Source organism: Streptomyces sp. NPDC045968 (genome assembly GCF_056430475.1).
In genome coordinates this window covers 442,034-464,936 of the sequence record NZ_JBWKLF010000006.1, presented here as the reverse complement: position 1 = coordinate 464,936, position 22,903 = coordinate 442,034, and the positions used below count along the sequence as shown (strand labels likewise).

Here is a 22,903-nt window from a genome sequence, read left to right as displayed (position 1 = left end):
TTGACGCTGCCGGGGCGTACCGGGTGGGTAACGGAAACCCTGCTGTAACCGGCTGGGCCTTGACTGACGCCCCTGTCATCGGCGTGGATGCCCTGGTGGCGAAGAAGCCATGTACAGCTGGAGAACCACATACGACCGTCCCGAAAATGTCGGGCGCCGGAAGGAGGGTCGATGAGACTGCTGCTCGTCGAGGACGACGACCATGTCGCGGCGGCTCTGTCCGCCGTGCTCGCCCGGCACGGTTTCCAGGTCGTGCACGCCCGTAACGGCGAGGAGGCCCTGCGGGCCCTGCTGCCCGCCGAGAAGGAACCCTTCGGTGTCGTGCTGCTCGACCTCGGCCTGCCCGACCAGGACGGTTACGAGGTCTGCGGCAAGATCCGCAAGCGTTCCGCGATCCCGGTGATCATGGTGACCGCGCGCGCCGACGTCCGGTCGCGGATTCACGGGCTCAACCTCGGAGCGGACGACTATGTCGTCAAGCCGTACGACACCGGCGAGCTGCTCGCCCGCATCCACGCGGTCGCGCGGCGCAGGACGGCCGGTGAGGACACCGCCCCGACGCCGGCCGCCGGGCTGCGCCTGGGCCCCGTCCAGATCGAGCTGCCGACCCGCCGCGTCAGCGTCGACGGTGAGGAAGTCCAGCTCACCCGTAAGGAATTCGATCTTCTGGCGCTGCTCGCCCAGCGGCCCGGAGTGGTGTTCCGGCGCGAGCAGATCATCAGCGAGGTGTGGCGCACGAGCTGGGAGGGGACGGGCCGTACGCTCGAAGTGCACGTGGCGTCGCTGCGCTCCAAGCTGCGGCTGCCCGCGCTGATCGAGACCGTGCGGGGCGTCGGTTACCGGCTCGTCTCGCCCCCCGCGTAAGGGCGTACGTTCCCCGTGCACACCCGTCTGCTTCCGCTGCTCATCATCCTCATGGCAGCCGTCCTGCTCGCCCTGGGCGTCCCGCTCGCCGGGCGGGTGGCCGCCGCCGAGCAGCAGCGCCTCGTGGTGGACCGGATCGACGACACGGCGCGCTTCGCCTCGCTCGCCCAGTTCGTCAGCGTGTCCCTGCCGGGCAACGAGGAGCGCCAGCGCATCCTCCAGGCCGAGCTCGACGCGTACGACTCCGTGTACGGGATCAGGGCCGGCGTCTTCTACCGCGACGACCAGGCCCTGGCGAAGGCCCCCTCCTCGTGGATGGTGCCGACCGAGGGCGAGGGCCGCGAGGCGTTCCGGGAGGCGCTCCTGGGGCGCCGCTCCCACGATCCGGCGCAGGTCTGGCCCTGGCAGACGGGCCGGGTCGTCGTCGCCTCGCCCGTCGTACGGGACGGCGATGTCGTCGCCGTCGTCGTCATCGACTCTCCCACCGGCGAGATGCGGTCCCGGACGCTCCGGGGCTGGCTGCTGATCGGTCTCGGCGAGGCCCTGGCCCTGCTGGTCGCGGTCGGCGCCGCGTTCCGGCTCACGGGATGGGTGCTGCTGCCCGTGCGCATCCTGGACGCGGCCACGCACGACATCGCCAGCGGCCGCATGCGGTCCCGGGTCGCCGCTTCCGGCGGCCCCCCGGAACTCCGGCGCCTGGCCCGTTCGTTCAACGAGATGGCGGACAACGTCGAAGACGTTCTGGAGCAGCAGCGCGCCTTCGTCGCCGACGCCTCGCACCAGTTGCGCAACCCGCTGGCCGCGCTGCTGCTGCGGATCGAGCTCCTCGCGCTCGAACTCCCCGAGGGGAACGAGGAGATCGCCGCGGTGCGCACGGAGGGCAAGCGTCTGGCCCAGGTCCTGGACGACCTGCTGGACCTGGCACTGGCCGAGCACGCCGCCGCCGACCTCCAGCTCACGGACATCGGCGCGCTCACGGCCGAGCGCGTCGCGTCGTGGCGCCCGCTGGCCGACGGGAAGGGGGTGCGGCTCCTGGCGGACGGGGCACCGGCCGCGACCGGCTGGGCGGACCCGATCGCGCTCTCCAGCGCGCTCGACGCCGTCATCGACAACGCGCTCAAGTTCACGCCGCCCGACGAGGAGGTACGGGTCACCGTCGCGTCCACGGGCGAGAGCGTCACCGTGCGGGTCGCCGACCGCGGGCCGGGGCTGACCAGCCAGGAGCTGGAGCGCATCGGTGACCGCTTCTGGCGCAGCAACCGGCATCAGAACGTCAAGGGCTCAGGGCTGGGGCTCTCCATCTCGCGGGCGCTGCTCACCGCGGGCCGGGGCTCGATCGCGTACGCCCGGAACGAGCCCCACGGGCTGACGGTGACGGTGACCGTGCCGCGTAACGCTCCACACGCCTGACGGTCTACGGCTTGACCGACCTGTAGTAGCGCCTGGCACCCTCGTGCAGCGGCAGCGGATCGGTGTAGACGGCCGTCCGCAGGTCCACCACCTGCGCCGAGTGCACCTCACGTCCGATGCGGTCGCGGCTGTCGATCACGGTCCGGGTGAACGCCTCGGTCATCGCCGGGTCCGTACGGTCCGTGGTGACCAGCAGATTGGCGACCGCGACCGTCGGCACGGCCTGGCCCTGCTGCGCGTTGAGATAGGCATCGGCCGGCATCACGGCCGAGCGGTAGTACCGGGTCGATCCGCCGGCCGCCTGGAGCCGGGCGATCAGCGGGTCCTCCAGCGGCACCAGCCGGATGGGCAACCGCTCCGACAGCTCCTGCACGGCGTTGGTCGGCAGACCGCCGGACCAGAAGAAGGCGTCCAGAGTGCCGTTCGCCAGCCGGGTCGGCATCGTGTCGATGCCGACCGGCACCGGGACGACGCTCTTCGCCGGATTGAGTTCCGCGGCGCTCATCAGCCGGTCGGCGACCAGGCGTACCCCCGACCCCGGCTGACCCACACCGACCCGCTTCCCCCGCAGGTCGGCGACCTTCTCGATGCCCGAGTCGCGGGGCACGACCAGCTGCACGTAGTCGTCGTACAGCCGGGCACAGGCGCGCAGCCGCTGAGCGCCCGGTCCGCCGTTCTGCATGTAGGTCGCCACGGCGTCGGCGGTGGCGATGGTGAAGTCCGCCTTCCCCGCCGCCACCCGCTCGATGTTCTGCTGCGAGCCCTCACTCGTCCGCAGCTGGATGGAGACCTCGGGCATGTCCTTGGCCAGCGCTCCTTCGAGCCGCTCGCCGTAGCGCTGGTAGACCCCGTTGCGTACCCCTGTGGAGAACGTCAGCGAGCCCGTGGGCGAGGACTCGCCCAGGGGGAGCAGCCACCACAGCAGCAGCCCCAGGACGACCATGACGGCCGCACCCCCCTGAAGGGTGCGTCGTCGGTCGAATCGGGACAGTACGGAGGGCATGGCGCGATCCTGCCAGCCACTCCCCGTAATGGCCAGGCCCAGGCTTCGGGGGCGGCTCCCTGGGCGGCTCCCGGGGGCGGGGCCCGGCCCCGGGAGCCTGGGCCGTGACTCCGGCGGCAAGGGGCATTCCCGGTACCGCCTACCCTTGTCGCATGAGCAGCGGCAACCGGAGCGAAGCAGTGGACGTCAAGAAAAGCTACGAGGTACGCACTTACGGGTGCCAGATGAACGTCCACGACTCGGAACGGCTGTCGGGGCTCCTGGAGGACGCCGGATACGTCCGTGCGCCCGCGGACGCCGACGGTGACGCCGATGTCGTCGTCTTCAACACCTGCGCGGTGCGGGAGAACGCCGACAACAAGCTCTACGGCAACCTCGGCCGGCTCGCGCCGATGAAGACCAAGCGCCCCGGGATGCAGATCGCGGTCGGTGGCTGTCTCGCCCAGAAGGACCGAGACACCATCGTCAAGCGGGCCCCCTGGGTGGACGTCGTCTTCGGTACGCACAACATCGGCAAGCTCCCGGTGCTGCTGGAGCGCGCACGCGTCCAGGAGGAGGCGCAGATCGAGATCGCCGAGTCCCTGGAAGCGTTCCCCTCCACGCTCCCCACCCGCCGTGAGTCCGCCTACGCCGCGTGGGTGTCGATCTCCGTCGGCTGCAACAACACGTGCACCTTCTGCATCGTCCCGGCGCTGCGCGGGAAGGAGAAGGACCGCCGTACCGGCGACATCCTCGCCGAGATCGAGGCACTCGTCTCCGAGGGCGTCTCCGAGGTGACCCTCCTCGGCCAGAACGTGAACGCGTACGGCTCCGACATCGGCGACCGGGAAGCGTTCTCCAAGCTGCTGCGTGCCTGCGGCGCCATCGAGGGCCTGGAGCGCGTCCGCTTCACGTCCCCGCACCCGCGTGACTTCACCGACGACGTGATCGCCGCGATGGCCGAGACCCCGAACGTGATGCCGCAGCTCCACATGCCGATGCAGTCGGGCTCGGACACCATCCTCAAGGCGATGCGGCGCTCGTACCGGCAGGAGCGTTTCCTCGGGATCATCGAGAAGGTGCGCGCCGCGATGCCGGACGCCGCCATCTCCACCGACATCATCGTGGGCTTCCCCGGCGAGACCGAGGAGGACTTCGAGCAGACCATGCACGCGGTCCGTGAGGCGCGCTTCGCGAACGCCTTCACCTTCCAGTACTCCAAGCGCCCCGGGACGCCCGCCGCCGACATGGAGGGCCAGATCCCCAAGGAGGTCGTCCAGGAGCGGTACATGCGTCTGTCGGCGCTCCAGGAGGAGATCTCCTGGGAGGAGAACAAGAAGCAGGTCGGCCGGACCCTGGAGGTCATGGTCGCGGAGGGCGAGGGCCGCAAGGACGGCTCCACGCACCGCCTCTCCGGCCGCGCACCCGACAACCGTCTGGTCCACTTCACCAAGCCCGCCCAGGAGGTGCGGCCCGGCGACGTGGTGACGGTCGACATCACGTACGCGGCTCCGCACCACCTGCTCGCCGAGGGCACCCCCCTCGGCGTACGCCGGACGCGTTCCGGTGACGCCTGGGAGGCGCGTACCGCCGCTGCCGCCGCCAAGCCCGCCGGAGTGATGCTGGGTCTGCCCGGCATCGGCGCCCCGGCACCGCTGCCGGCCGCTTCGGCTCCCGGCTGCGGCCGCGACTGACGCCGGGGACCTTCGCAGTACGCTGACCGGCATGCTTGTCGCTGCCGCCGTCTGCCCCTGCCCGCCGCTCCTGGTTCCCGAGGTCGCCGCCGGAGCGGCGCCCGAGCTCGATACCGCACGGACCGCGTGCGGGGACGCCCTGGGCGTACTCGCCGCGGCCCGCCCGGATCTGCTGATCGTCGTCGGGACCGCCGACGACGGAGGCGAAGGACCGTATGCCGCCGGAGCGACCGGTTCCTTCGAGGGCTTCGGCGTGGACCTCTCCGTACGGCTGGGCGGCCCGCCCCGCGACTCCGCCGGGGTGGGCCGCCGGCTTCCGGCCTCCCTGGCTGTGGGGGCGTGGCTGCTGGATGGAGCGCGGTGGTCCGCCGCCGCGGTCGAGGGCCTGGGCGTGGGGGAGCGGCTGGCGGCCGACAGCTGCGCCCTGGCCGGCAAAGAGCTGGCGGTCAGGGCCGACCGCGTCGCCCTGCTGGTGATGGGGGACGGAAGCGCCTGCCGCACGGTGAAGGCACCCGGCTACCTGGACGAGCGGGCCGTGGACTTCGACACGGCCGTGACGCGCGCCCTGGGTGACGCCGATCTTCCCGCTCTGAACAGGCTCGACGCGTCGCTGGCGTACCAGCTCAAGGCATCGGGCCGGGCGCCCTGGCAGGTACTCGCGGGGGCCGCGGAAGGCGCGGGTCTGGGCGGCCAGCTGCTGTACGCGGATGCCCCGTACGGCGTGGGCTACACCGTCGCCGCCTGGTCATGACGTTCTGACCCGGCGTGCAAAGGAGGGCCCGGAGCACATGCGCTCCGGGCCCTCCTCCGTACGCGGTCCTTCGAGGTCAGGCAGTCGGCGGCCTGGTGCCGCCCCCGTCCTTGTGGCCCAGCCGGTCCACGGCGTCCTTGGCCTTCTGGGTGCCGGTCACGATCTTGTCGCTGTACTTGCCCTTGGTCTTCTGATCGACCGTTCGCGCGGCCTTGTCGAGGCCCTGCTCGATCTTGCCCCCGTGCTGGTGTGCGAGGTCGCCGACCTTGTCCTTGGCCGGAGCGAGCTTGGCCTTCAGATTGTCCAGGAAACCCATGGGTCACCTTCCGTGCAGTGGGGACTGTGCTCGGGCGTGCTCTGCAGCTCCATTATCCGTTGCCTCGTCGACGGACCGGTGCGGATGAGAGCTGCGAGGCAATACGTGTACTGCATATTTGTACAACATTTTACTCGCGTGCGGGCGGCCTACGGCTCTCGGCTTCGTGTACCCGGCCAGATCGGAAGTCACTCCGCGTGCGTTCGGGAAGTGTCTGCGTGTTTGGGAGACTGGGGCGGTGAGAACACCTGCTTCCGCCCCCCGCGTCATCACCGTCGTAGGTCCCACCGCAGCCGGAAAGTCCGATCTGGGGGTATTTCTCGCCCAGCAGCTCGGTGGCGAAGTGGTCAACGCGGACTCCATGCAGCTCTATCGCGGGATGGACATCGGCACAGCGAAGCTGACGGTCCCCGAGCGCGGCGACATCCCGCACCGGCTGCTCGACATCTGGGACGTCACCGAGGCGGCCAGCGTCGCCGAGTACCAGCGGCTGGCCCGTGCGGAGATCGACCGGCTGCTGGCCGAAGGCCGCACCCCCGTCCTGGTGGGCGGTTCCGGGCTCTACGTGAAGGGCGCCATCGACGCCCTGGAGTTCCCCGGTACGGACCCCGAGGTGCGCGCCCGGCTGGAACAGGAGCTCGACCGGGGCGGCTCCGGCGCCCTGCACGCCCGGCTCGCCGCGGCGGACCCGGCGGCCGGGCGGGCCATCCTGCCGAGCAACGGGCGCCGCATCGTGCGCGCCCTGGAAGTAATCGAGATCACGGGCAAGCCCTTCACGGCCAACCTCCCCGGTGATGAGGCGGTCTACGACGCCGTGCAGATCGGTGTGGACGTCGGCCGTCCCGAGCTCGACGAGCGGATCACCGTCCGCGTCGACCGGATGTGGGAAGCCGGACTCGTCGACGAGGTGCGTGCTCTGGAGGCCCAGGGGCTGCGCGAGGGGCGCACGGCCTCCCGGGCGCTCGGCTACCAGCAGGTCCTGGCGGCACTCGCGGGCGAGTGCACGGAGGACGAGGCGCGCGCCGAGACCGTGCGTGCCACCAAGCGGTTCGCGCGCCGCCAGGACTCCTGGTTCCGCCGCGACCCGCGCGTCCACTGGCTGAGTGGTGCCGCCGACGGGCGCGCGGAACTCCCGCATCTGGCGCTGGCGTTGGTCGAACGAGCGGTCACAGCCTGATGGCGTGGGGAGAGAACGACGTGTAGCAGGAACCCCAGCGCTGCATTGCATCGACGCAGGTCAGAAAGAATCCTGGGTTGCGGGGCTTCAGCAGACTTCGACGAGCCAGGAGAACCGTTCCCAACCGCTGTAGAGCCTGACGGCCGGCGGGTCGAGGCCGGGTCCGTCGGCCGCCCCGGGTGGCGAACTCCCTGCCCCCCTTGGCAGCGCGACGGCCGGCCCCGGAAGGCAGGCAACCGGAAGGTGGTTGGGCCGGCCGACGCGTCCCCTGGTGAGGGCTACTTGGAGAAGTACAGGTACTTCCAGGCGCCGTAAGTGGTCGAGTTGACGTTGTCGCCGGACGTGCCGTTGACGTAGACGGACCGCGTCCGCGCCCGGATCCCGGACTCGCCGGGTGCCCCGAGGCTGATCGCCGACTTTCCGTTCGTGCCGAGGGGGAAGTACCGAGAGCCGCCGGAGTGCCAGGCGCCGTTGTAGTGGACCTGAAGGTCGAAGCGCTGCGGGGAGATCACTTGACGCGCCGGGGAGCGGACGAGGCAACGGCTCAGCGGGGCCGGCCTGCCAGGGTGGCGGAGGACAATGGGCTGGAAACACGGAACGCTAGAGCAGGAGCCTCCATGGCGAAGCGAGTTCACCAACCCCGTGAGGATGCGGAGTTCGATTTCATCCTCGGGATGAGCGGAGTCCCGGTTCTCGCCTACTTCATCGGGACATGGCCGAAGGCGATCGAGCCCTGCCGGGAGATGGACCTCGTCGTGGGCGGCCTCGCCGACGAATACGCGGGCCGACTGACGGCCGTCCGCACGGACATGACGCGCTGTCCCGCCACGACCAGTCGCTATGGGATCACCAGCGCCCCGTCATACGTCCTGCTGAAGGAGGGCAGGACGGTGGCACAAGGCACGGGGCCGCTGACCGCCGCCGAGGCACGGCAGTGCCTGGACAGCCAACTCTGAGCCGCCGCGGGCAGGCGTGAGAGGCGGCGACGAGTCCGGTGGCGCCCTCGCGCGCCAAGCCCTCCTTGCCGCCCATGCGAAAGCCCGGCCGCAACGGGGATGCGGTCGGGCCGATACGGGGGCGTTGGAGGCCGCGCAGGCGCGCCTTCCGCTGCTCGAACTCGGCAGGGGACATAGGGGCATCCCCGATGATGTGCGGGCCCCGTTCCTGGCGGTGTTTCCGCTGGTGAGGTGGCCTTTCGTTGGGTTGGAGTGTGGTTACGCGCCGTCTCGGAGAAGCCTCGGGGCGAGTGTGCCGGCGTCGCGACCTCGCGCGTTCGCGCCCGTGACGCCGCGCGGCTCTGGCCCTTGACCGGTTGTGCGCTGTCGTGCCAACCCCTGGGCGCAGGAGGTCAATGCGGTCGGTCGGGTCGCTCGTAGCTTGAAGACGTGCCGAGCCGCGGAGGTGGCGGGCACGTTGCCGACTGCTTCGAGAGGACCCCTCATGTTCGACATAGACAAGGTGCAGGCCGCCCCGAGCGCGGATCTGCTCACGCCCGACAACGCGGTCATGCTCTTCGTGGACCACCAGCCGCAGATGTTCTTCGGCACCGGGAGCGGCGATCGCGCCGCGATCATCAACAGCACCGTGGGTCTCGCCAAGGCGGCTCAGGCGTTCGACGTGCCGGCCGTCCTCACCACGGTCGCCGCCGAGTCGTTCTCCGGGCCCCTGCTCCCGCAGCTCGCCGAGGTGTTCCCCAAGAACGAGGTCATCGACCGCACCACCATGAACGCCTGGGAGGACGAGGCGCTCGTGGCGGCGGTCAAGGCGACCGGGCGTAAGAAGATCATCCTCTCCGGCCTGTGGACCGAGGTCTGCCTCGTGCTGCCCGCCCTCTCCGCGCTGGAGCAGGGTTACGAGGTGTACGTGGTCTCCGACGCGTCCGGCGGCGTCAGCCCGGCCGCCCACGAGCACGCGCTGCAGCGGATGCTCGCCGCCGGCGCGGTGCCGGTGACCTGGGTGCAGGTCCTCCTGGAGCTGCAGCGCGACTGGGCGCGTCAGGAGACCTACCCCGCGGTCATGGAGATCGTCAAGGCCCATGCGGGCGCCTACGGCCTGGGCGTCGTGTACGCGCAGAGTGTCATCGGCGCGCACGCGGCAGGCTGACGCCTGTGGACACCGGCATTCTGATCCTGCGTCTGCTGGTGGGCCTGCTCGTCGCCGCCCACGGAGTGCAGAAGATCAGCTCCCATCTGGGCGGCAGGGGACTCGAGGGAGGTACCGAGGAGTTCCGCGCCGACGGCTTCCGCGGCGGAGCCCTCACCGCCCTGGCGGCGGGCGGGGGCCAGATCGGGTCGGGGCTGCTTCTCGCCGCCGGCTTCCTGACCCCGCTCGCCGCGACCGGCGCCATCGGGGTGATGACGGTCGCGCTCACCGTGAAATGGCGTCACGGCCTCTGGGTGCAGAACGACGGGTACGAGTATCCGCTCGTCCTCGTCGGCACCGCCGCCGCCCTCGCCGCCACAGGCCCCGGCGCCTGGTCCGTCGACGCGGCCCTCGGTCTCACGCCGTACCCGCTGTGGTGGTCGGCTCTCGCGCTCGTGGCCGGACTCGGCAGCGGGCTGCTCACCCGGCTCGTCCTGCACCGTCCGGCCCCGGAGGCCCGCAGGGACGCCCTCGACGGGCGCTGAGCGCGAGCCGCGCAGACCGGTCCGGCCGCCCGCACACCCCTGACCGGGCGGCCGGACCATCCCACCCTCTCTCTCCCGAACAGGAGCACTCGATGGACCCCCTCACGACCCAGATCGGCGGCGGCCAGCCGCTGCTGCATCAGAAGGGCGCCGAGACCCAGGCGTTCGGCACGCTCAAGCAGCTGCCGATCGGGCTCGGCCACGACACCCGCATGTACGCGTGCCAGCGGCTGAACCGCGTACTCGCCGACACGCAGATCCTGTACTCCCTCTACAAGAAGCACCACTGGCTCATGCGCGGGGCGACCTTCTACTCGCTCCACCTCATGCTGGACAAGCATGCGGAGGCCCAACTGGCCATCGTGGACGCGCTGGCCGAGCGGGTCCAGAGCCTCGGCGGTGTCGCCGTCGGGGACCCGCGCCACGTCGCGGAACTCACCACGGTTCCTCGGCCGCCGGACGGAGTGGAGCCGGTTCCCGTCATGCTGTCGCGGCTCCTCGACGCGCACGAGCGGATCCTGATCGACGCGCGGGACGCCGCCGCCCGGATCTCGGCGGAGGGCGACGAGGGCAGCACCGACCTGCTCGTCTCCGACGTCATCCGCACCGGCGAGGCGCAGGTCTGGTTCCTGGCCGAGCACCTCGTGGACACCCCTTTGGTGCACGGCTGATGGACACGTACGACGTCGTCGTGGTCGGCGGCGGTCCGGCCGGCGAGGTCGCCGCCGACCGGGCCGTCCGGTCGACGACACCTGTCGGGTCACCGCGATCGAGGGCGCATGGCTCTACGCCGTCGGCGACGTGAATCACCGTGCGCCGCTGACCCACATGGCCAAGTACCAGGCCCGCGCCTGCGCGGCGGCGATCGCCGAGCGGGCAGCAGGGCGCCCGGCCGTCACCGGCGGCCGACAGCCGTGGAGCGCGGAGGCCGAGCACATTGCCGTCCCCCAGGCCGTCTTCACCCGCCCCGAGGTCGCGAGCGTCGGTCTCACGGAACGCGCGGCACGTGAAGCGGGTCTCGCCGTACGCACGGTGGAGTACCGCATCGACGACGTCGCCGGAGCCGCGCTCCACGCGGACGACTACCGCGGCCACGCCAAGCTCGTCGTCGACGAGACCCGGGGAGTCGTCGTCGGCTGCACGCTCACCGGCCCCCTGGCGACCGAACTCATCCACACCGCCACCGTGGCCATCGTGGGCGAGGTCCCCCTGGAGCACCTGTGGCACGCCGTACCTGCCTTCCCGACGGTGAGCGAGGTCTGGCTCCGGCTCCTGGAGGCGTACGGCCTCTGAGCCCCCGACCGAGCGCCGCACCCTCCCGCCCTACCGGCACACCCCCGCCGGCCCGAGCGCACCCGAATGCCTCACCACTCGACAAGGAGCCCCCTTTGCATCCCAAGAGGCGCACCCTCGCCCTCGCCCTGCCGGCCACGCTGGCCGCCCTGATGGGCGCCGCACCCGCCACACCCGCGAGCGGCACGGCCGCCGCCGGCGCCGACCGGCACGGACCCAAGCCCACGATCGTCCTGGTCCACGGGGCGTTCGCCGACGCCTCCAGCTGGAGCGGCACGATCAGGCGGCTGCAGCGCTTCGGCTATCCCGTCCTGGCCCCCGCCAACCCGCTGCGCGGTCTCGCCGCGGACACCGCCTATGTGCGCAGCGTGCTGGCCACCGTCGAGGGACCCGTCGTCCTGGTCGGCCACTCCTACGGCGGCGCCGTCATCAGTGGCGCCGCGCTGGGCGACAGCCGTGTGAAGGCTCTCGTCTACATCGCCGCGTTCACCCCGGACAAGGGCGAGAGCGCGGCCGAGCTCGCCGCCAAGTTTCCCGGCTCCACCCTCGGTGACACGGTGAACTCCCGGCCGTACCCGCTGCCCGGCGGTGGCACCGGCACCGAACTCGTCATCGAACGCGCCAAGTTCCACCGGCAGTTCGCCGCCGACGTCCCCACCGCCGACGCGGCCGTCATGGCCGCGTCACAGCGCCCGGTCGCCACCGCCGCGCTGGAGGAGAAGGCCGGGGAAGCGGCCTGGAAGACGATCCCGTCCTGGGCGCTGATCGCCACCGCCGACAAGAACATCCCGCCGGCCGCCGGACGGTGGATGGCCCGGCGCGCAGGCTCACACATCACCGAAGTGGACGCGTCGCACGCCGTGGCCGTCTCCCGTCCAGCCGCGGTCACCGACGTGATCCTCGGCGCCGTACGGGCGACCCGCTGAGCCCCCGACCCGCGTCCTCTCGCACATCCCAGAAGGAGAACCCCTCATGAAGAACCGTCCGGTCCTCGAACCCGCTGCCCAGGCCTTCGCCGACGCCACCGCCCAGCCGCCGTACCTCTACCAGATCCCCGTCGCCGAAGGCCGTAAGGCTGTGGACGGCGTCCAGAACGGTGAGGGCGTCCCCCTGCCCGAGGCCGACGAGGAGTGGATCACCGTCCACGGCGGCCCGACCGGCGACGTCCGCGCCCGCATCGTCCGCCCCCGCGGCGCCACCGGCCCGCTCCCCGTCATCCTCTACATCCACGGAGCGGGCTGGGTCTTCGGCAACGCCCACACCCACGACCGGCTCGTCCGCGAACTCGCCGTCGGCGCCAGGGCGGCCGTCGTCTTCCCCGAGTACGACCTCTCGCCCGAGGCGCGCTACCCCGTCGCGATCGAGCAGAACTACACCGTCGCCCAGTGGATCGGCCGCGAGGGACACCACAAGGACCTCGACGGCACCCGGATCGCCGTCGCGGGCGACTCGGTCGGCGGGAACATGACCGCCGCCCTCACCCTCATGGCCAAGCAGCGCGGCGACGTCATGTTCGTCCAGCAGGTCCTCTTCTACCCGGTCACGGACGCGAGCTTCGACACCGACTCGTACCACCAGTTCGGCGAGGGCTACTTCCTGCGCCGCGACGCCATGAAGTGGTTCTGGGACCAGTACACGACGGAGGAGACCGAGCGCGCCCAGATCACCGCCTCGCCGCTGCGCGCCACCACCGAGCAGCTCAGCGGCCTGCCGTCGGCCCTGGTCATCACCGCCGAGGCCGACGTCCTGCGCGACGAGGGCGAGGCGTACGCGGCGAAGCTCCGCGCCGCCGGCGTCCCCACCACCGCCCTCCGCGTCCAGGGGACCATCCACGACTTCGTCATGCTGAACGCACTGCGCGAGACGCAGGCCGCGGAACTCGCCATCGGTCTCGCCACCGACATCCTGCGCAAGGCCCTCGCATGACTGGGCCGTCGACGAGCATGCCGGTGGCGGGCCTCGTCCCCGCCCCGCGCCGGGAGCACGAGCACGCCGAGCTCCTCGTCCGTAACGCCAAGGTCTTCACCGGTGACCCCGACCGGCCCGAGGCCCGCGCCGTCGCGATCCGCGACGGCCGGGTCACGGCCCTCGGCGACGACCACGACCTCGCCCGCCTCGTCGGGCCGGGGACCAAGGTCGTCGACGCACTCGGCCGCCGCGTGATCCCCGGCCTGAACGACTCGCACCTGCACGTCATCCGGGGCGGCCTGAACTACGTCCTGGAGTTGCGCTGGGACGGGGTGCGCAGTCTGCGCCATGCCCTGGCCATGCTGCGCGAGCAGGCCGGTCGCACCCCGAAGGGGCAGTGGATCCGCGTCGTGGGCGGCTGGACCGCCGAGCAGTTCGCCGAGCGCAGGATGCCGACCGTCGCGGAGCTGAACGCCGCCGCCCCCGACACCCCGGTCTTCGTCCTGCACCTGTACCAGTCGGCCCTGATGAACCGGGCCGCCGTCAAGGCTGCCGGATTCACCCGGGAGACCCCCGACCCGCGCGGCGGGCACATCGTACGCGGCCGGGAGGGCGAACCCAACGGCGTCCTCCTCGCGGCGCCGGGCGCGCTCATCCTGTACTCGACCCTGGCCAAGGCGCCGGCCCTCGACGAGGCCGACAAGCGGACGTCGACACGCCACTTCCTGCGTGAGCTGAACCGCTTCGGACTGACCTCCGCGGTCGACGCCGCCGGCGGGTTCCAGAACTTCCCCGACAACTACGCCACCGTCGTCGACCTCGCCGGCTCGGGGGAGCTGACCCTCCGGATCGCCTATCACCTCTTCCCGCAGACGGCCGGACAGGAGCTCGCCGACCTCAAGCGCTGGACCGAGATGGTCAAGCCCGGTGACGGGGACGAGTGGCTCCGGCTCAACGGCGCGGGCGAGAACCTGACCTGGGCCGCCGCCGACTTCGAGAACTTCTCCGAACCCCGGCCCGAACTCGCCGCAGGGTACGAGACCGAATTCGAGAGCGCCGTACGGCTCCTGATGGAGAACGGCTGGGGCTTCCGGCTCCACGCCACCTACGACGAGACGATCCGCCGCGACCTGGCCGTTTTCGAGAAGCTCGCGGCCGAAGGGCTGTTCCCTGGCGACAACCGCTGGCTCTTCGATCACGCGGAGACCGTCTCGGCCGGCAGCCTCGACCGGATCGCAGCCCTCGGTGGCGCCCTCTCCGTCCAGAACCGCATGTCCTTCCAGGGCACCGCCTTCCGTGATCGTTACGGCGCCGAGGCCGCCGCCCACACGCCGCCGGTCCGGGCCATGCTGGACCGGGGACTGACCGTCGCCGCCGGAACCGACGCCACCCGCGTCTCCTCGTACAACCCCTGGGTCGCTCTCCACTGGCTGGTCACCGGGCGCACCGTCGGCGGCACGGCCCTCTACCCGGCCGGGAACCTGATCGACCGGGAGACCGCCCTCGGCCTCTATACCCGGGGCGGAGCGCAGCTCACCGGCGAGCAGGACGTCAAGGGCATTCTGAGGGAGGGGTATTACGGCGACCTCGCGATCCTGTCCGACGACTTCCTCACTGTGCCCGAGGACGTCGTTCCCGACATCGAGTCCGTCCTCACCGTCGTCGGCGGCCGCATCGTCTACGCCTCCGCCGAGTACGAGGGCCTCGACGAGGCCATCCCGCCGGTCACCCCGGAGTGGAGCCCCGTGGCCCACTTCGGCGGCTACCGGAGCGGCGCCGACCAGGCATCGGCCGTGACCGAGGCCGTCGCCGAGTCCGAGCAGCACCGCCGCTGGCGCGTCGCCCGGGGCTCCGTCCCCGACACCCCGCCGTCCTTCGTCGACCCCTGCTTCGAGCACTGAAAGAGAGATTCACCCGATGTCCGCAGCCTCCCCCGCCGCCGAAAGCGGCGACACCCCGGCGACCTCGCCGGACGCGCCCCCGGGACGTCGTTTCGAACCGGACCTACGGTCGATGACACGGATCAACCTGCGCCCCATCGCCTCACCCATGCCGCTCGGCTTCTTCACGATAGCCATCGCCTCCGTGATGACGGGCTGCCTCCAGCTCGGGCTCTTCGACGAGGCGGCCCGCGCCGCCGTCGCCTACACCGTGCTGCCGGCCTTCGCCCTCCAACTCCTGGTGAGTTTCCTGGCCTTCGGCGCCCGTGACGTGATCGCGGCGACCCTGATGGCGGTCTTCGCCGGCAGCTGGCTGCCCTACTCGCTCATCATGCTGAGCGGCGCGGCCGACGGCCTTCAGGTGCTCGGCGTGTTCAACCTGGCACTGCTCTGCTTCGGGGCCCTGATGACCGCCGTGACCCGGCCCAAGCGCGCGCTGTGGCTCGTCCTCGCGGTCTCCCTGCCCCGCTGGGCGGCCACCGGCCTCGCGGGCATCACCGGCGCCGACTGGCTGACCCGCACGTCCGGCGCGCTCGGCCTCGTGGTGGCGCTCGTCGCGATGTACACGGCGTTCGCCCTGATGCTCGAGGACATGCGCAGCGAGCAGGTCCTGCCCATCGGCCGCAGCGGTCCCGCCCACCTGGCCGTGGAAGGCGACCTGACCGTCCAGCTCCGCAACCTGGAACGCCAGGCGGGCGTACGCCGCACGCTCTGACCGCGCCCACCCACCCACCCCGACACACCACGACCGCACAGGAGCACCCCATGGAACCGCAGGTGACGGACCGGCCCCAGAAGTCCCGGTACGAGATCCTCGCCGGCGACGACGGCACCGAGACCGCGGGCTTCGCCGAGTACCACCTCTCGGAGGGCGAGATCGCCTTCATCCACACCGAGATCGACAGCCGGTTCGCGGGCCAGGGCTTGGGCGGTCGCCTTGCCCGGGGAGCGCTCGACGACGCCCGTGCCCGTGGGCTGCGCGCCCTGCCGTACTGCCCCTTCATCCGGGGTTGGATCGGCAAGCACCCCGAGTACACCGACCTGGTGCCTGAGGCGAGGCGCGCCCGCTTCGGCCTGTGAAGTACCCAGCATCCCTCTCCCGCATCCCCAGCCCCACCCCCCGTCACGCACCGAGGAGTTCCCCCATGTCCCGACACGCCCGCCCCACCGTCGTCCTGGTCCACGGCGCCTTCGCCGACGCCTCCAGCTTCGCCCGCGTCATCCCCGAGCTGACCGCCGCCGGCATGGAAGTGGTGGCCCCGGCGGTGCCCAACCGCAGCCTCGTCGACGACGCCGCGTACATCGCCTCGGTGATCCGCGCCGTCGAAGGCCCCGTGATCCTGGTCGGGCACTCCTACGGCGGTGCCGTCATCACCCTCGCCGGGACGGAGGACAACGTCCGCGCACTGGTGTACCTCGCGGGATACGCGCTGGAGGAGGGCGAGAGTCTGGGCGAGCTGCAGGGCCGCTTCCCCGACTCCGGTCTCGCCGACGCGCTCGTATACACCCCGTTCCCGATGGCCGGCTCCACCGAGACCGGCACCGACGTCTCGGTGGAGATCGAGAAGTTCCCCGCCCTCTTCGCGGCGGACGTCGACCCCGGCCTCGCCAGGGTGCTCGCCGTCTCCCAGCGCCCCTTGGCCGCACGTGCCTTCTCGGAGGCGGCGCCTGTCGCGGCGTGGAAGACCAAGCCCTCGTGGGGCCTGGTCGCCTCCTCCGACCGCACGATCAACCCCGATGTCGAGCGCTACGGCTATGAGCGCGCCGGCATGACCACCGTCGAGGTCGACTCCTCCCACCTGGTCATGCTTGCCCAGCCCAAGGCTGTGGCGGAGCTGATCCAGGACGCGGCCCGGGCCACCACTCGCTGACCCGATCGTTCAGGATCGGACGATTAGTCGATAATGTTCGAGCGCTGGTAGCTTCTGATCGCCCCCGAGGATCCTTCGGCGGGCGATCGGAGGAGCTACACCCATGAGGTTCGGCGCGAGGCTCGCGCTCGCCGTCATCGCCCTCGCCGCCCTTGCCACCGCCTGCGGTGTTCCGCAGGACAGCGGGTCCCGGTCGCACACCTCCGCGGACTGTGGGCCCTACACCAAGTACGGCAAGCACCCCGGCACCAAGGTCACCGTCTACGCGGAGAACCGGGGCCGGGAGGCCGACCTGTTCGAAGAGACCTGGGCCGACTTCGCGGACTGCACGGGAATCGACGTCCAGTACGAGGGGGACGGGGAGTTCGAGGCCCAGATCCAGCTCCGGGTCGACGGCGGGAGTGCGCCCGATGTGGCGTTCTTCCCCCAGCCCGGGCTCCTGGAACGCTTCGCGCGGGCGGGAGAGCTCAAGCCCGCGAGCGCCGGGGTCGTGGCCCTCGCGAAGCAGGGCTGGTCGGCTGACTGGAACAGCTACGCGACCGTGAACGGCACCCTCTACGGCACGCCGCTGGTCGCGAACGTGAAGTCGTTCGTCTGGTACTCGCCGAAGTTCTTCCGCGACAGGGGACTGAGCGTTCCCCGCACGTGGTCCGAGCTGATGGCCGTGACGGAGAAGGCCGCGGCGTCGGGCGTCAAGCCGTGGTGCGCGGGCATCGAGTCCGCCGAGGCGACCGGCTGGCCCGTGACGGACTGGATCGAGGACGTCCTGCTGCGTCAGCAGGGCACGGACGTCTACGACCAGTGGGTCGCCCACAAGATCCCGTTCAACGACCCACGGGTGATCAAGGCCATGGACACCGTGGGGTCCATCCTCAAGAACGACCGGTACGCCAACGGCGGTTTCGGCCCGGCCCGCTCGATGGCGTCGATCTCCTTCCAGGAGGCCGGCACACCGATTCTCTCCGGCGACTGTGCGATGCACCGCCAGGCCTCGTTCTATGCCGACATGTGGCCGAAGGGCACCGAGATCGGACCGGACAAGGACGTCTACGCCTTCCTCCTGCCGGGGGCCGACCCGGCCAACCGCCCCGTACTGGGCGGTGGGGTGTTCACCGCGGTGTTCGCCGACCGTCCCGAAGTACGGGCCTTCCAGGAGTATCTGGCCTCCGCGGACTTCGCGAACGCGCGGATGAAGAAGGGCCCGTTCGTCTCGGCGAACAGGGCCGTGGATCCGGCGAATGCCGCGAACCCGGTCGACAGGCTCTCGATCCGGCTGCTCCAGGATCCCAGGACACACTTCAGGTTCGACGGTTCGGACCTGATGCCCGCTTCGGTCGGCGCCGGGACGTTCTGGAAGGGGTCCGTCGACTGGATCGGCGGCGCGAGCACCCGGCAGGTCGCCGACTCCATCGAACGGTCCTGGCCGAGCCACTGATGTCGTTCGACGTCGTCGCCCAGCAGCCCAAGCTGCTGTACCTGCTCCAGGGCGTCGCCGCCTTCGCGGCGGTGGTCTCCCTGATCCTCCTGGCGCTGCACCGGGGGCCGGTCCGCAGAAGGGCCGCGGCCCTTCTGCTGCTGGCCCCCGCGCTGACGCTGCTCACGGTGGGTCTCCTTCTGCCCGGTCTGCGCACCCTGGCGTTGTCGTTCACGGAGAACGGGGGAGACGCGTGGGCCGGCTTCGACAACTACGTGTGGATGTTCACCGACCCCCGGGCGATGGTCGCGCTGCGCAACACCCTGGCGTGGGTGGTGCTCGTGCCGTCGCTGGCGACCTCGGTCGGTCTGCTCTACGCGGCGGCCGTCGCACGGTCGCGGTTCAGAGCGTTCGCGCTCTTGCTCGTCCTCATGCCGATGGCGATCTCGCTCGTCGGCGCGGGTGTCGTGTGGAAGTTCGTCTACGCCTACCGTCCCGCGGAGGCCGGGCAGGTCGGACTGCTGAACCAGCTCGTCCTCGCGTTCGGCGGCGAACCGAGGCAATGGCTCGTGGACTCTCCCTGGAACGTCCTGTTCCTCATCGTGGTGATGGTGTGGACACAGGCGGGCTTCGCCGCCGTCCTGCTGGCCGGCGCGATCAGGGCCGTTCCCGGAGAGCTGATCGAGGCGGCCGGACTCGACGGCGCGTCCCCCCGGCAGATCTTCTGGCGGATCACCATGCCGTCGATCAGGCCCACTCTGCTCGTCGTGGTACTCGCCCAGGTGATCGGCACCTTCAAGGCCTTCGACATCGTCAAGACCATGACCGGAGGACAGTTCGACACGGGCGTCATCGCCCACGAGATGTACGACCAGGCCTTCCGCTACGGCGAAACAGGCCGCGGCGCCGCCCTCGCCGTGCTCCTCTTCGTCCTCGTCACGCCCTTCGTCGCCCACCAGGTCCGGGCACAGCGGAGGGCGGGGTGAAGGGAGTCCGGGAGCGTCTGGCCTCCCGCGCCTTCACGTCGATCGCCGTGGTGATCGCGGTCGTCTGGACGACACCGACCCTCGGTCTGCTGCTCTCCTCGTTCCGTCCCGAGGAGGAGATCAAGACGACGGGCTGGTGGACCGTGTTCGGGACGCCGCATCTCACGCTCGACAACTACGGCGAGGTGTTGTCCGGCGGCGGGAACGGGTCGGGGCGGCTCGCGGAGTACTTCGTCAACTCCGTCGTCATCACCCTTCCCTCGGTGCTGTTCCCGCTGGTGCTGGCGTTCTTCGCGGCGTACGCCCTGGCGTGGATCGACTTCAGGGGGCGGGACGCGCTCGTGGTCGGCATCTTCGCGCTCCAGGTCGTGCCGCTCCAGATGGCGCTCGTTCCCTTCCTGAGGCTGTTCTCCCAGGGCTGGCTGTTCTTGCCCGCGTGGGACGTCACCGGTCCCGCGCGGTTCGGCCACATCTGGTTCGCCCACACGGTCTTCGCGCTGCCGTTCGCGGTGTTCCTCCTGCACAACTTCCTGGCGGGGTTGCCCCGCGAGCTGATCGAGGCCGCCCGCGTCGACGGCGCGTCGCACGGGACGCTGCTGCTCCGGATCGTGCTGCCCCTGGCCCGCCCGGCCCTGGTCTCCTTCTCCATCATCCAGTTCATCTGGGTGTGGAACGACCTCCTCGTGGCACTGACGCTGTCGGGCGGGACGGCGGAGACCGCGCCGATGACGGTCAGACTCGCGAGCCTGGCCGGTACGTACGGCAACGAGTGGCAGCGGCTCACCGCAGGAGCCTTCGTGGCGGCGTTCGTCCCGCTGCTCGTGTTCTTCTCCCTCCGGCGGCACTTCGCACGGGGACTGCTCGCCGGATCGGTGAAGGGATGAGCCCCGGCCGGCCCGCGGGGGAAGGCATGGCGGTGCCCGGGAGCGCGGCGCTGAGCCGGCCCGGGCTGCGGGGCCGCGAAGCCGAGGTGGGGCGGCTGTGCGCCCTGGTCGAGGCGGTGCGCGACGGCGAGGGAGGAGCGATCGCGCTGCTCCTGGGCGAGCCCGGCATCGGGAAGACCGTACTGCTGCAGGAGACCGTCTCGATCGCGCGGGCTCACGGCTTCGTCGTCAGCCATGGACGCGCCGAGGAACTGCACGAGCTGGCACCGCTCGCCTCACTGGCCTCTGGCCTCCTGCACGGTGACCCGCCGCTCCTGTCCAGCTCGGACTTCGCAGACCTCGCGGGCTATCACGGCCAGCGCATCTGGCTCGTTGAACGACTGGCCCAGCTGATTGAGGAACGCTCGGCGGACACGCCCGTGCTGATCGCTGTCGACGACGTCCAATGGGCCGACCCGCTGAGCCGGTTCGCCCTGAGTGTCATGCCGGCACGACTGCTCAGCTCCCCGGTCCTCTGGCTGCTCACAGGCAGGAACGACCCGGAACTGTACGGGCAGGGGCCGCGGACGACGACGCTCCCCCTCCGGCCGCTGTCCGATACGGCCCTGGCCGAGGTGGCGCGGGACGTGCTCGGCGGGGACGTGCCGACGCGGGTCGCGGGACTTCTCGACGGGGCGGGAGGCAACCCCTTCCTCGCGGCCGAGGTGCTCGCGGGCATCGCGGCGTCGGGCTCGGACGTGCCGGAGCCGCCGGAGCGGCTGGTTCTCGGTGTACGCGACCGGCTGGCCGACCTACGGCCGGACACCCTCCACTTCCTGCGGATCGGCTCGGTCCTCGGCCGCGCGTTCTCGCTCGCGGACGCCGCCGCCCTGTGCGGCAGGCCCGCCTCCGGACTCAGCGCCGAAGTGAACGAGGCGATCGCCGCCGCCCTCCTCCACGACGATGGCGAACGCCTCCTGTTCCGTCACGACCTGCTCCGCCAGGCGGTGTACGCCGATCTCGCCCCCTCCGTACGCCGGGCGCTCCACCGTGAGGCCGCGAGCCGGCTCGTCGCGGCGGGCCGGAGCTCCACCGACGCGGTCCCGCATCTGCTGAAGAGCGCCGAACCCGGCGACCAGGAGGCGATCGGGCTGCTGGGCACGGCCGCCACGGACGTGATGGCCGTGATGCCCGATCTCGCCGCCGACCTGGCCGTACGCGCCCTGGAACTCGTACCGCCCCATGTGCCCATGGTGTTCGACGTGGGAGAACGGGCCATCGTCGCGCTGACCCGCGCGGGCCGGTACACCCAGGCACGGGATACCGGCGACAGGCTGCTCGCCCGGCAACCGCCGCTGGCCGTCTTCGCCCGTCTGCAGTCCGTACTCGGCGACACGCTGTGGCACCTCGACGACATCCACGAGCTGACCCGCCGCTCGACGGCAGCACTGGCGGCCGCCACCGACCCGACGATCCGCGCCCGGCTCACCGCCCGGCAGGCCCTCGCCCGGTCCCGCGGGCGCGACCTCGGGGCCGCTCGCGAGACCGGCGAACGGGCGCTCGCCGAGGCGGAGCGGTCCGGTGACCGGGAGGCCCGTGTCCTCGCGCTGTGGGGCCTCGGCGAGATCGCCCTCAACGCGGGCGACTGCGCCGCCGCCGTCGAACACCACACGGCGCTGAACGTGTTCGACACGGCCTTCCTGCCCGAGGAGGCCGTCGCACGGATCCACATGGACGACTTCGACACCGTACGGCGACTGCTCCGGACGGCGGGCGACGCTCCCCTGCGCCCCTCCATGCTGAGCTGGGCCCAGGGAACCCTGAACATGGGGCTCGGCCGGCTCGACGACGCGGACGCCGACCTCGTCACCGCCGAGCGGCTCGAAGCGGACCTCCACGTGCCCGGCAACCTGGTCAACATCCGCGTCAACCGCGGCCTCCTCGCGATGCTGCGCGGCGACCGCGAAGCCGCGCGGGAACACCTGGACGTCGTACGGGCGACCGTGGCCGAGCGGCCGAACACGGGCAACCACGCCACGCACCAGTACTTCGAGGCAGTGGTCGCCGACGCCGACGGCGACCACGCGGCAGCGGCCGAACTGGTCCGATCCGTGCAGCGGGACCACCCTTTCCTCCGGTGGCGGCTGCTGCGCCCCCATGTCGTCCAGGCCGTGCGGATCGCCCTTCGCGGCGGGGACCGGAACCTGGCCGATGACCTCGCGGCCCAGGCTGTCGAACACGCCACCCGCAATCCCGGCGTGCCGACCGCCCAAGGGGCGGCCGCCCACGCGTCCGCCTTGACGAACGCCGACCACGGACTCCTGGAGCGGTCGGTCCGCCTCCTCCTCGCCGGCCCCCGGCCGCTGCCCCTCGCCGCCGCATCCGCCAACCTCGGGCGCGCTCTCCTCACAGCGGGAGACCCCGCCGCGACACCCGCTCTGACCAGGGCACACGACATCTACGCCCAGGCGGGGGCCGATGCCGAGGCCGACCGGGTCCGGGCCGATCTGGAACGGGCCACCAGCCGCTCCGGCCGGCGCACCGGAGCCCTCCGGCCGCGCCCCGGCCAGGGCTGGGACGCGCTCACGGCCTCGGAACGCAAGGTCGCCCGGCTGATCGCCGCGGGCCACACCAACCGGTCGGCCGCGCAGGCCCTCGTCGTCTCCCCGCACACGGTCAACACCCATCTGGCGTCGATCTTCCGCAAGCTCTCGGTGCGCTCAAGGGTCCACCTGGCCCGGATCGTGCTCGCCGAAGGCAACGCCGGAACAGCCACCGACGGCTGAGTGACCTCTGCGCCCCCGTGC

The 22,903-nt window shown here is 71.3% G+C and carries 22 protein-coding genes and 1 pseudogene; 20 read left to right on the top strand and 3 right to left on the bottom strand.

Going from position 1 to position 22,903, the window contains the following annotated elements:
- Positions 1 to 171: 171 nt before the first annotated feature.
- Positions 172 to 864 carry a response regulator transcription factor gene (locus tag AC07FA_RS20345; protein WP_479077174.1) on the top strand — a complete coding sequence of 231 codons (693 nt, stop codon included), beginning with the start codon at positions 172 to 174 and terminating at the stop codon, positions 862 to 864.
- A gap of 15 nt (positions 865 to 879) precedes the next feature.
- Positions 880 to 2,274 (top strand): sensor histidine kinase, encoded by a 1,395-nt coding sequence (locus tag AC07FA_RS20340; RefSeq protein ID WP_479077173.1) that lies wholly within the window; start codon positions 880 to 882, stop codon positions 2,272 to 2,274.
- Between the two features lie 4 nt (positions 2,275 to 2,278).
- Here AC07FA_RS20340 and AC07FA_RS20335 read toward each other — a convergent pair whose 3' ends face one another.
- A complete protein-coding gene (locus AC07FA_RS20335) occupies positions 2,279 to 3,277 on the bottom strand; it encodes a TAXI family TRAP transporter solute-binding subunit (RefSeq protein ID WP_479077171.1) in 999 nt (332 codons plus the stop codon).
- Between the two features lie 152 nt (positions 3,278 to 3,429).
- Here AC07FA_RS20335 and miaB point away from each other — a divergent pair, with 152 nt between their 5' ends.
- Both miaB and AC07FA_RS20325 read left to right on the top strand, forming a co-directional pair.
- Positions 3,430 to 4,950 (top strand): tRNA (N6-isopentenyl adenosine(37)-C2)-methylthiotransferase MiaB, encoded by a 1,521-nt coding sequence (gene miaB, locus AC07FA_RS20330; RefSeq protein WP_479077170.1) that lies wholly within the window; start codon positions 3,430 to 3,432, stop codon positions 4,948 to 4,950.
- 31 nt (positions 4,951 to 4,981) lie between these two features.
- On the top strand, positions 4,982 to 5,701 hold the full coding sequence (locus AC07FA_RS20325; RefSeq protein WP_479077169.1) for a class III extradiol dioxygenase subunit B-like domain-containing protein: 720 nt from the start codon (positions 4,982 to 4,984) through the stop codon (positions 5,699 to 5,701).
- 76 nt (positions 5,702 to 5,777) lie between these two features.
- On the opposite strand, the gene AC07FA_RS20320 is transcribed toward AC07FA_RS20325, so the two are convergent.
- On the bottom strand, positions 5,778 to 6,017 hold the full coding sequence (locus AC07FA_RS20320) for an antitoxin (RefSeq protein ID WP_479077168.1): 240 nt from the start codon (positions 6,015 to 6,017) through the stop codon (positions 5,778 to 5,780).
- Between the two features lie 238 nt (positions 6,018 to 6,255).
- Between AC07FA_RS20320 and miaA the strand changes: the two genes are divergently transcribed.
- On the top strand, positions 6,256 to 7,194 hold the full coding sequence (gene miaA, locus AC07FA_RS20315; protein ID WP_479077167.1) for a tRNA (adenosine(37)-N6)-dimethylallyltransferase MiaA: 939 nt from the start codon (positions 6,256 to 6,258) through the stop codon (positions 7,192 to 7,194).
- A 278-nt stretch (positions 7,195 to 7,472) separates the two neighbouring features.
- Here the strand turns inward: miaA and AC07FA_RS20310 are convergent, their stop codons facing one another.
- Positions 7,473 to 7,706: a hypothetical protein gene (locus AC07FA_RS20310; RefSeq protein ID WP_479077165.1), complete on the bottom strand. Its 234-nt coding sequence runs from the start codon at positions 7,704 to 7,706 to the stop codon at positions 7,473 to 7,475.
- A gap of 105 nt (positions 7,707 to 7,811) precedes the next feature.
- Here AC07FA_RS20310 and AC07FA_RS20305 point away from each other — a divergent pair, with 105 nt between their 5' ends.
- The 15 genes and pseudogenes from AC07FA_RS20305 to AC07FA_RS20235 all read left to right on the top strand — a co-directional run bounded on the left by AC07FA_RS20305 (position 7,812) and on the right by AC07FA_RS20235 (position 22,882).
- On the top strand, positions 7,812 to 8,150 hold the full coding sequence (locus AC07FA_RS20305) for a thioredoxin family protein (protein ID WP_479077164.1): 339 nt from the start codon (positions 7,812 to 7,814) through the stop codon (positions 8,148 to 8,150).
- Between the two features lie 484 nt (positions 8,151 to 8,634).
- Positions 8,635 to 9,297 carry a hydrolase gene (locus tag AC07FA_RS20300; RefSeq protein WP_479077162.1) on the top strand — a complete coding sequence of 221 codons (663 nt, stop codon included), beginning with the start codon at positions 8,635 to 8,637 and terminating at the stop codon, positions 9,295 to 9,297.
- Positions 9,298 to 9,302: 5 nt separating this feature from the next.
- Positions 9,303 to 9,821, top strand: a complete 519-nt coding sequence (locus tag AC07FA_RS20295; protein ID WP_479077161.1) for a DoxX family protein — start codon at positions 9,303 to 9,305, stop codon at positions 9,819 to 9,821.
- Between the two features lie 92 nt (positions 9,822 to 9,913).
- A complete protein-coding gene (locus AC07FA_RS20290) occupies positions 9,914 to 10,492 on the top strand; it encodes a Dps family protein (RefSeq protein WP_479077160.1) in 579 nt (192 codons plus the stop codon).
- Positions 10,493 to 10,562: 70 nt separating this feature from the next.
- Positions 10,563 to 11,114: pseudogene (locus tag AC07FA_RS20285) on the top strand (pyridine nucleotide-disulfide oxidoreductase); the annotation flags it as partial.
- Between the two features lie 95 nt (positions 11,115 to 11,209).
- On the top strand, positions 11,210 to 12,040 hold the full coding sequence (locus tag AC07FA_RS20280) for an alpha/beta fold hydrolase (RefSeq protein WP_479077158.1): 831 nt from the start codon (positions 11,210 to 11,212) through the stop codon (positions 12,038 to 12,040).
- A gap of 46 nt (positions 12,041 to 12,086) precedes the next feature.
- Positions 12,087 to 13,040, top strand: coding sequence for an alpha/beta hydrolase (locus AC07FA_RS20275; protein WP_479077156.1), 954 nt, complete (start codon positions 12,087 to 12,089; stop codon positions 13,038 to 13,040).
- Complete coding sequence (locus tag AC07FA_RS20270) at positions 13,037 to 14,923, top strand: amidohydrolase (protein ID WP_479077155.1); 1,887 nt, start codon at positions 13,037 to 13,039, stop codon at positions 14,921 to 14,923. The genes AC07FA_RS20275 and AC07FA_RS20270 overlap by 4 nt, the downstream gene beginning before the upstream one ends.
- A gap of 16 nt (positions 14,924 to 14,939) precedes the next feature.
- Positions 14,940 to 15,677 carry a GPR1/FUN34/YaaH family transporter gene (locus AC07FA_RS20265; RefSeq protein ID WP_479077153.1) on the top strand — a complete coding sequence of 246 codons (738 nt, stop codon included), beginning with the start codon at positions 14,940 to 14,942 and terminating at the stop codon, positions 15,675 to 15,677.
- A 50-nt stretch (positions 15,678 to 15,727) separates the two neighbouring features.
- Positions 15,728 to 16,042 (top strand): GNAT family N-acetyltransferase, encoded by a 315-nt coding sequence (locus tag AC07FA_RS20260; protein ID WP_479077151.1) that lies wholly within the window; start codon positions 15,728 to 15,730, stop codon positions 16,040 to 16,042.
- A 65-nt stretch (positions 16,043 to 16,107) separates the two neighbouring features.
- Complete coding sequence (locus AC07FA_RS20255) at positions 16,108 to 16,833, top strand: alpha/beta fold hydrolase (RefSeq protein WP_479077150.1); 726 nt, start codon at positions 16,108 to 16,110, stop codon at positions 16,831 to 16,833.
- A gap of 103 nt (positions 16,834 to 16,936) precedes the next feature.
- Complete coding sequence (locus tag AC07FA_RS20250) at positions 16,937 to 18,268, top strand: ABC transporter substrate-binding protein (protein ID WP_479077149.1); 1,332 nt, start codon at positions 16,937 to 16,939, stop codon at positions 18,266 to 18,268.
- A complete protein-coding gene (locus tag AC07FA_RS20245; protein ID WP_479077148.1) occupies positions 18,268 to 19,233 on the top strand; it encodes a carbohydrate ABC transporter permease in 966 nt (321 codons plus the stop codon). The genes AC07FA_RS20250 and AC07FA_RS20245 overlap by 1 nt, the downstream gene beginning before the upstream one ends.
- Positions 19,230 to 20,117 carry a carbohydrate ABC transporter permease gene (locus AC07FA_RS20240; protein WP_479077146.1) on the top strand — a complete coding sequence of 296 codons (888 nt, stop codon included), beginning with the start codon at positions 19,230 to 19,232 and terminating at the stop codon, positions 20,115 to 20,117. The genes AC07FA_RS20245 and AC07FA_RS20240 overlap by 4 nt, the downstream gene beginning before the upstream one ends.
- Positions 20,114 to 22,882 carry a helix-turn-helix transcriptional regulator gene (locus AC07FA_RS20235; RefSeq protein ID WP_479077144.1) on the top strand — a complete coding sequence of 923 codons (2,769 nt, stop codon included), beginning with the start codon at positions 20,114 to 20,116 and terminating at the stop codon, positions 22,880 to 22,882. Before AC07FA_RS20240 ends, AC07FA_RS20235 begins: the two co-directional genes overlap by 4 nt.
- Positions 22,883 to 22,903 lie beyond the last annotated feature (21 nt).

Bases quoted from the DNA above. Each gene is read 5' to 3' on its own strand.
- AC07FA_RS20345 (WP_479077174.1), top strand. From the start codon at position 172: ATGAGACTGCTGCTCGTCGAGGACGACGACCATGTCGCGGCGGCTCTG.
- AC07FA_RS20335 (WP_479077171.1), bottom strand. From the start codon at position 3,277: ATGCCCTCCGTACTGTCCCGATTCGACCGACGACGCACCCTTCAGGGG.
- miaB (WP_479077170.1), top strand. From the start codon at position 3,430: ATGAGCAGCGGCAACCGGAGCGAAGCAGTGGACGTCAAGAAAAGCTAC.
- AC07FA_RS20325 (WP_479077169.1), top strand. From the start codon at position 4,982: ATGCTTGTCGCTGCCGCCGTCTGCCCCTGCCCGCCGCTCCTGGTTCCC.
- AC07FA_RS20320 (WP_479077168.1), bottom strand. From the start codon at position 6,017: ATGGGTTTCCTGGACAATCTGAAGGCCAAGCTCGCTCCGGCCAAGGAC.
- AC07FA_RS20305 (WP_479077164.1), top strand. From the start codon at position 7,812: ATGGCGAAGCGAGTTCACCAACCCCGTGAGGATGCGGAGTTCGATTTC.
- AC07FA_RS20300 (WP_479077162.1), top strand. From the start codon at position 8,635: ATGTTCGACATAGACAAGGTGCAGGCCGCCCCGAGCGCGGATCTGCTC.
- AC07FA_RS20290 (WP_479077160.1), top strand. From the start codon at position 9,914: ATGGACCCCCTCACGACCCAGATCGGCGGCGGCCAGCCGCTGCTGCAT.
- AC07FA_RS20275 (WP_479077156.1), top strand. From the start codon at position 12,087: ATGAAGAACCGTCCGGTCCTCGAACCCGCTGCCCAGGCCTTCGCCGAC.
- AC07FA_RS20270 (WP_479077155.1), top strand. From the start codon at position 13,037: ATGACTGGGCCGTCGACGAGCATGCCGGTGGCGGGCCTCGTCCCCGCC.
- AC07FA_RS20265 (WP_479077153.1), top strand. From the start codon at position 14,940: ATGTCCGCAGCCTCCCCCGCCGCCGAAAGCGGCGACACCCCGGCGACC.
- AC07FA_RS20260 (WP_479077151.1), top strand. From the start codon at position 15,728: ATGGAACCGCAGGTGACGGACCGGCCCCAGAAGTCCCGGTACGAGATC.
- AC07FA_RS20255 (WP_479077150.1), top strand. From the start codon at position 16,108: ATGTCCCGACACGCCCGCCCCACCGTCGTCCTGGTCCACGGCGCCTTC.
- AC07FA_RS20250 (WP_479077149.1), top strand. From the start codon at position 16,937: ATGAGGTTCGGCGCGAGGCTCGCGCTCGCCGTCATCGCCCTCGCCGCC.
- AC07FA_RS20245 (WP_479077148.1), top strand. From the start codon at position 18,268: ATGTCGTTCGACGTCGTCGCCCAGCAGCCCAAGCTGCTGTACCTGCTC.
- AC07FA_RS20235 (WP_479077144.1), top strand. From the start codon at position 20,114: ATGAGCCCCGGCCGGCCCGCGGGGGAAGGCATGGCGGTGCCCGGGAGC.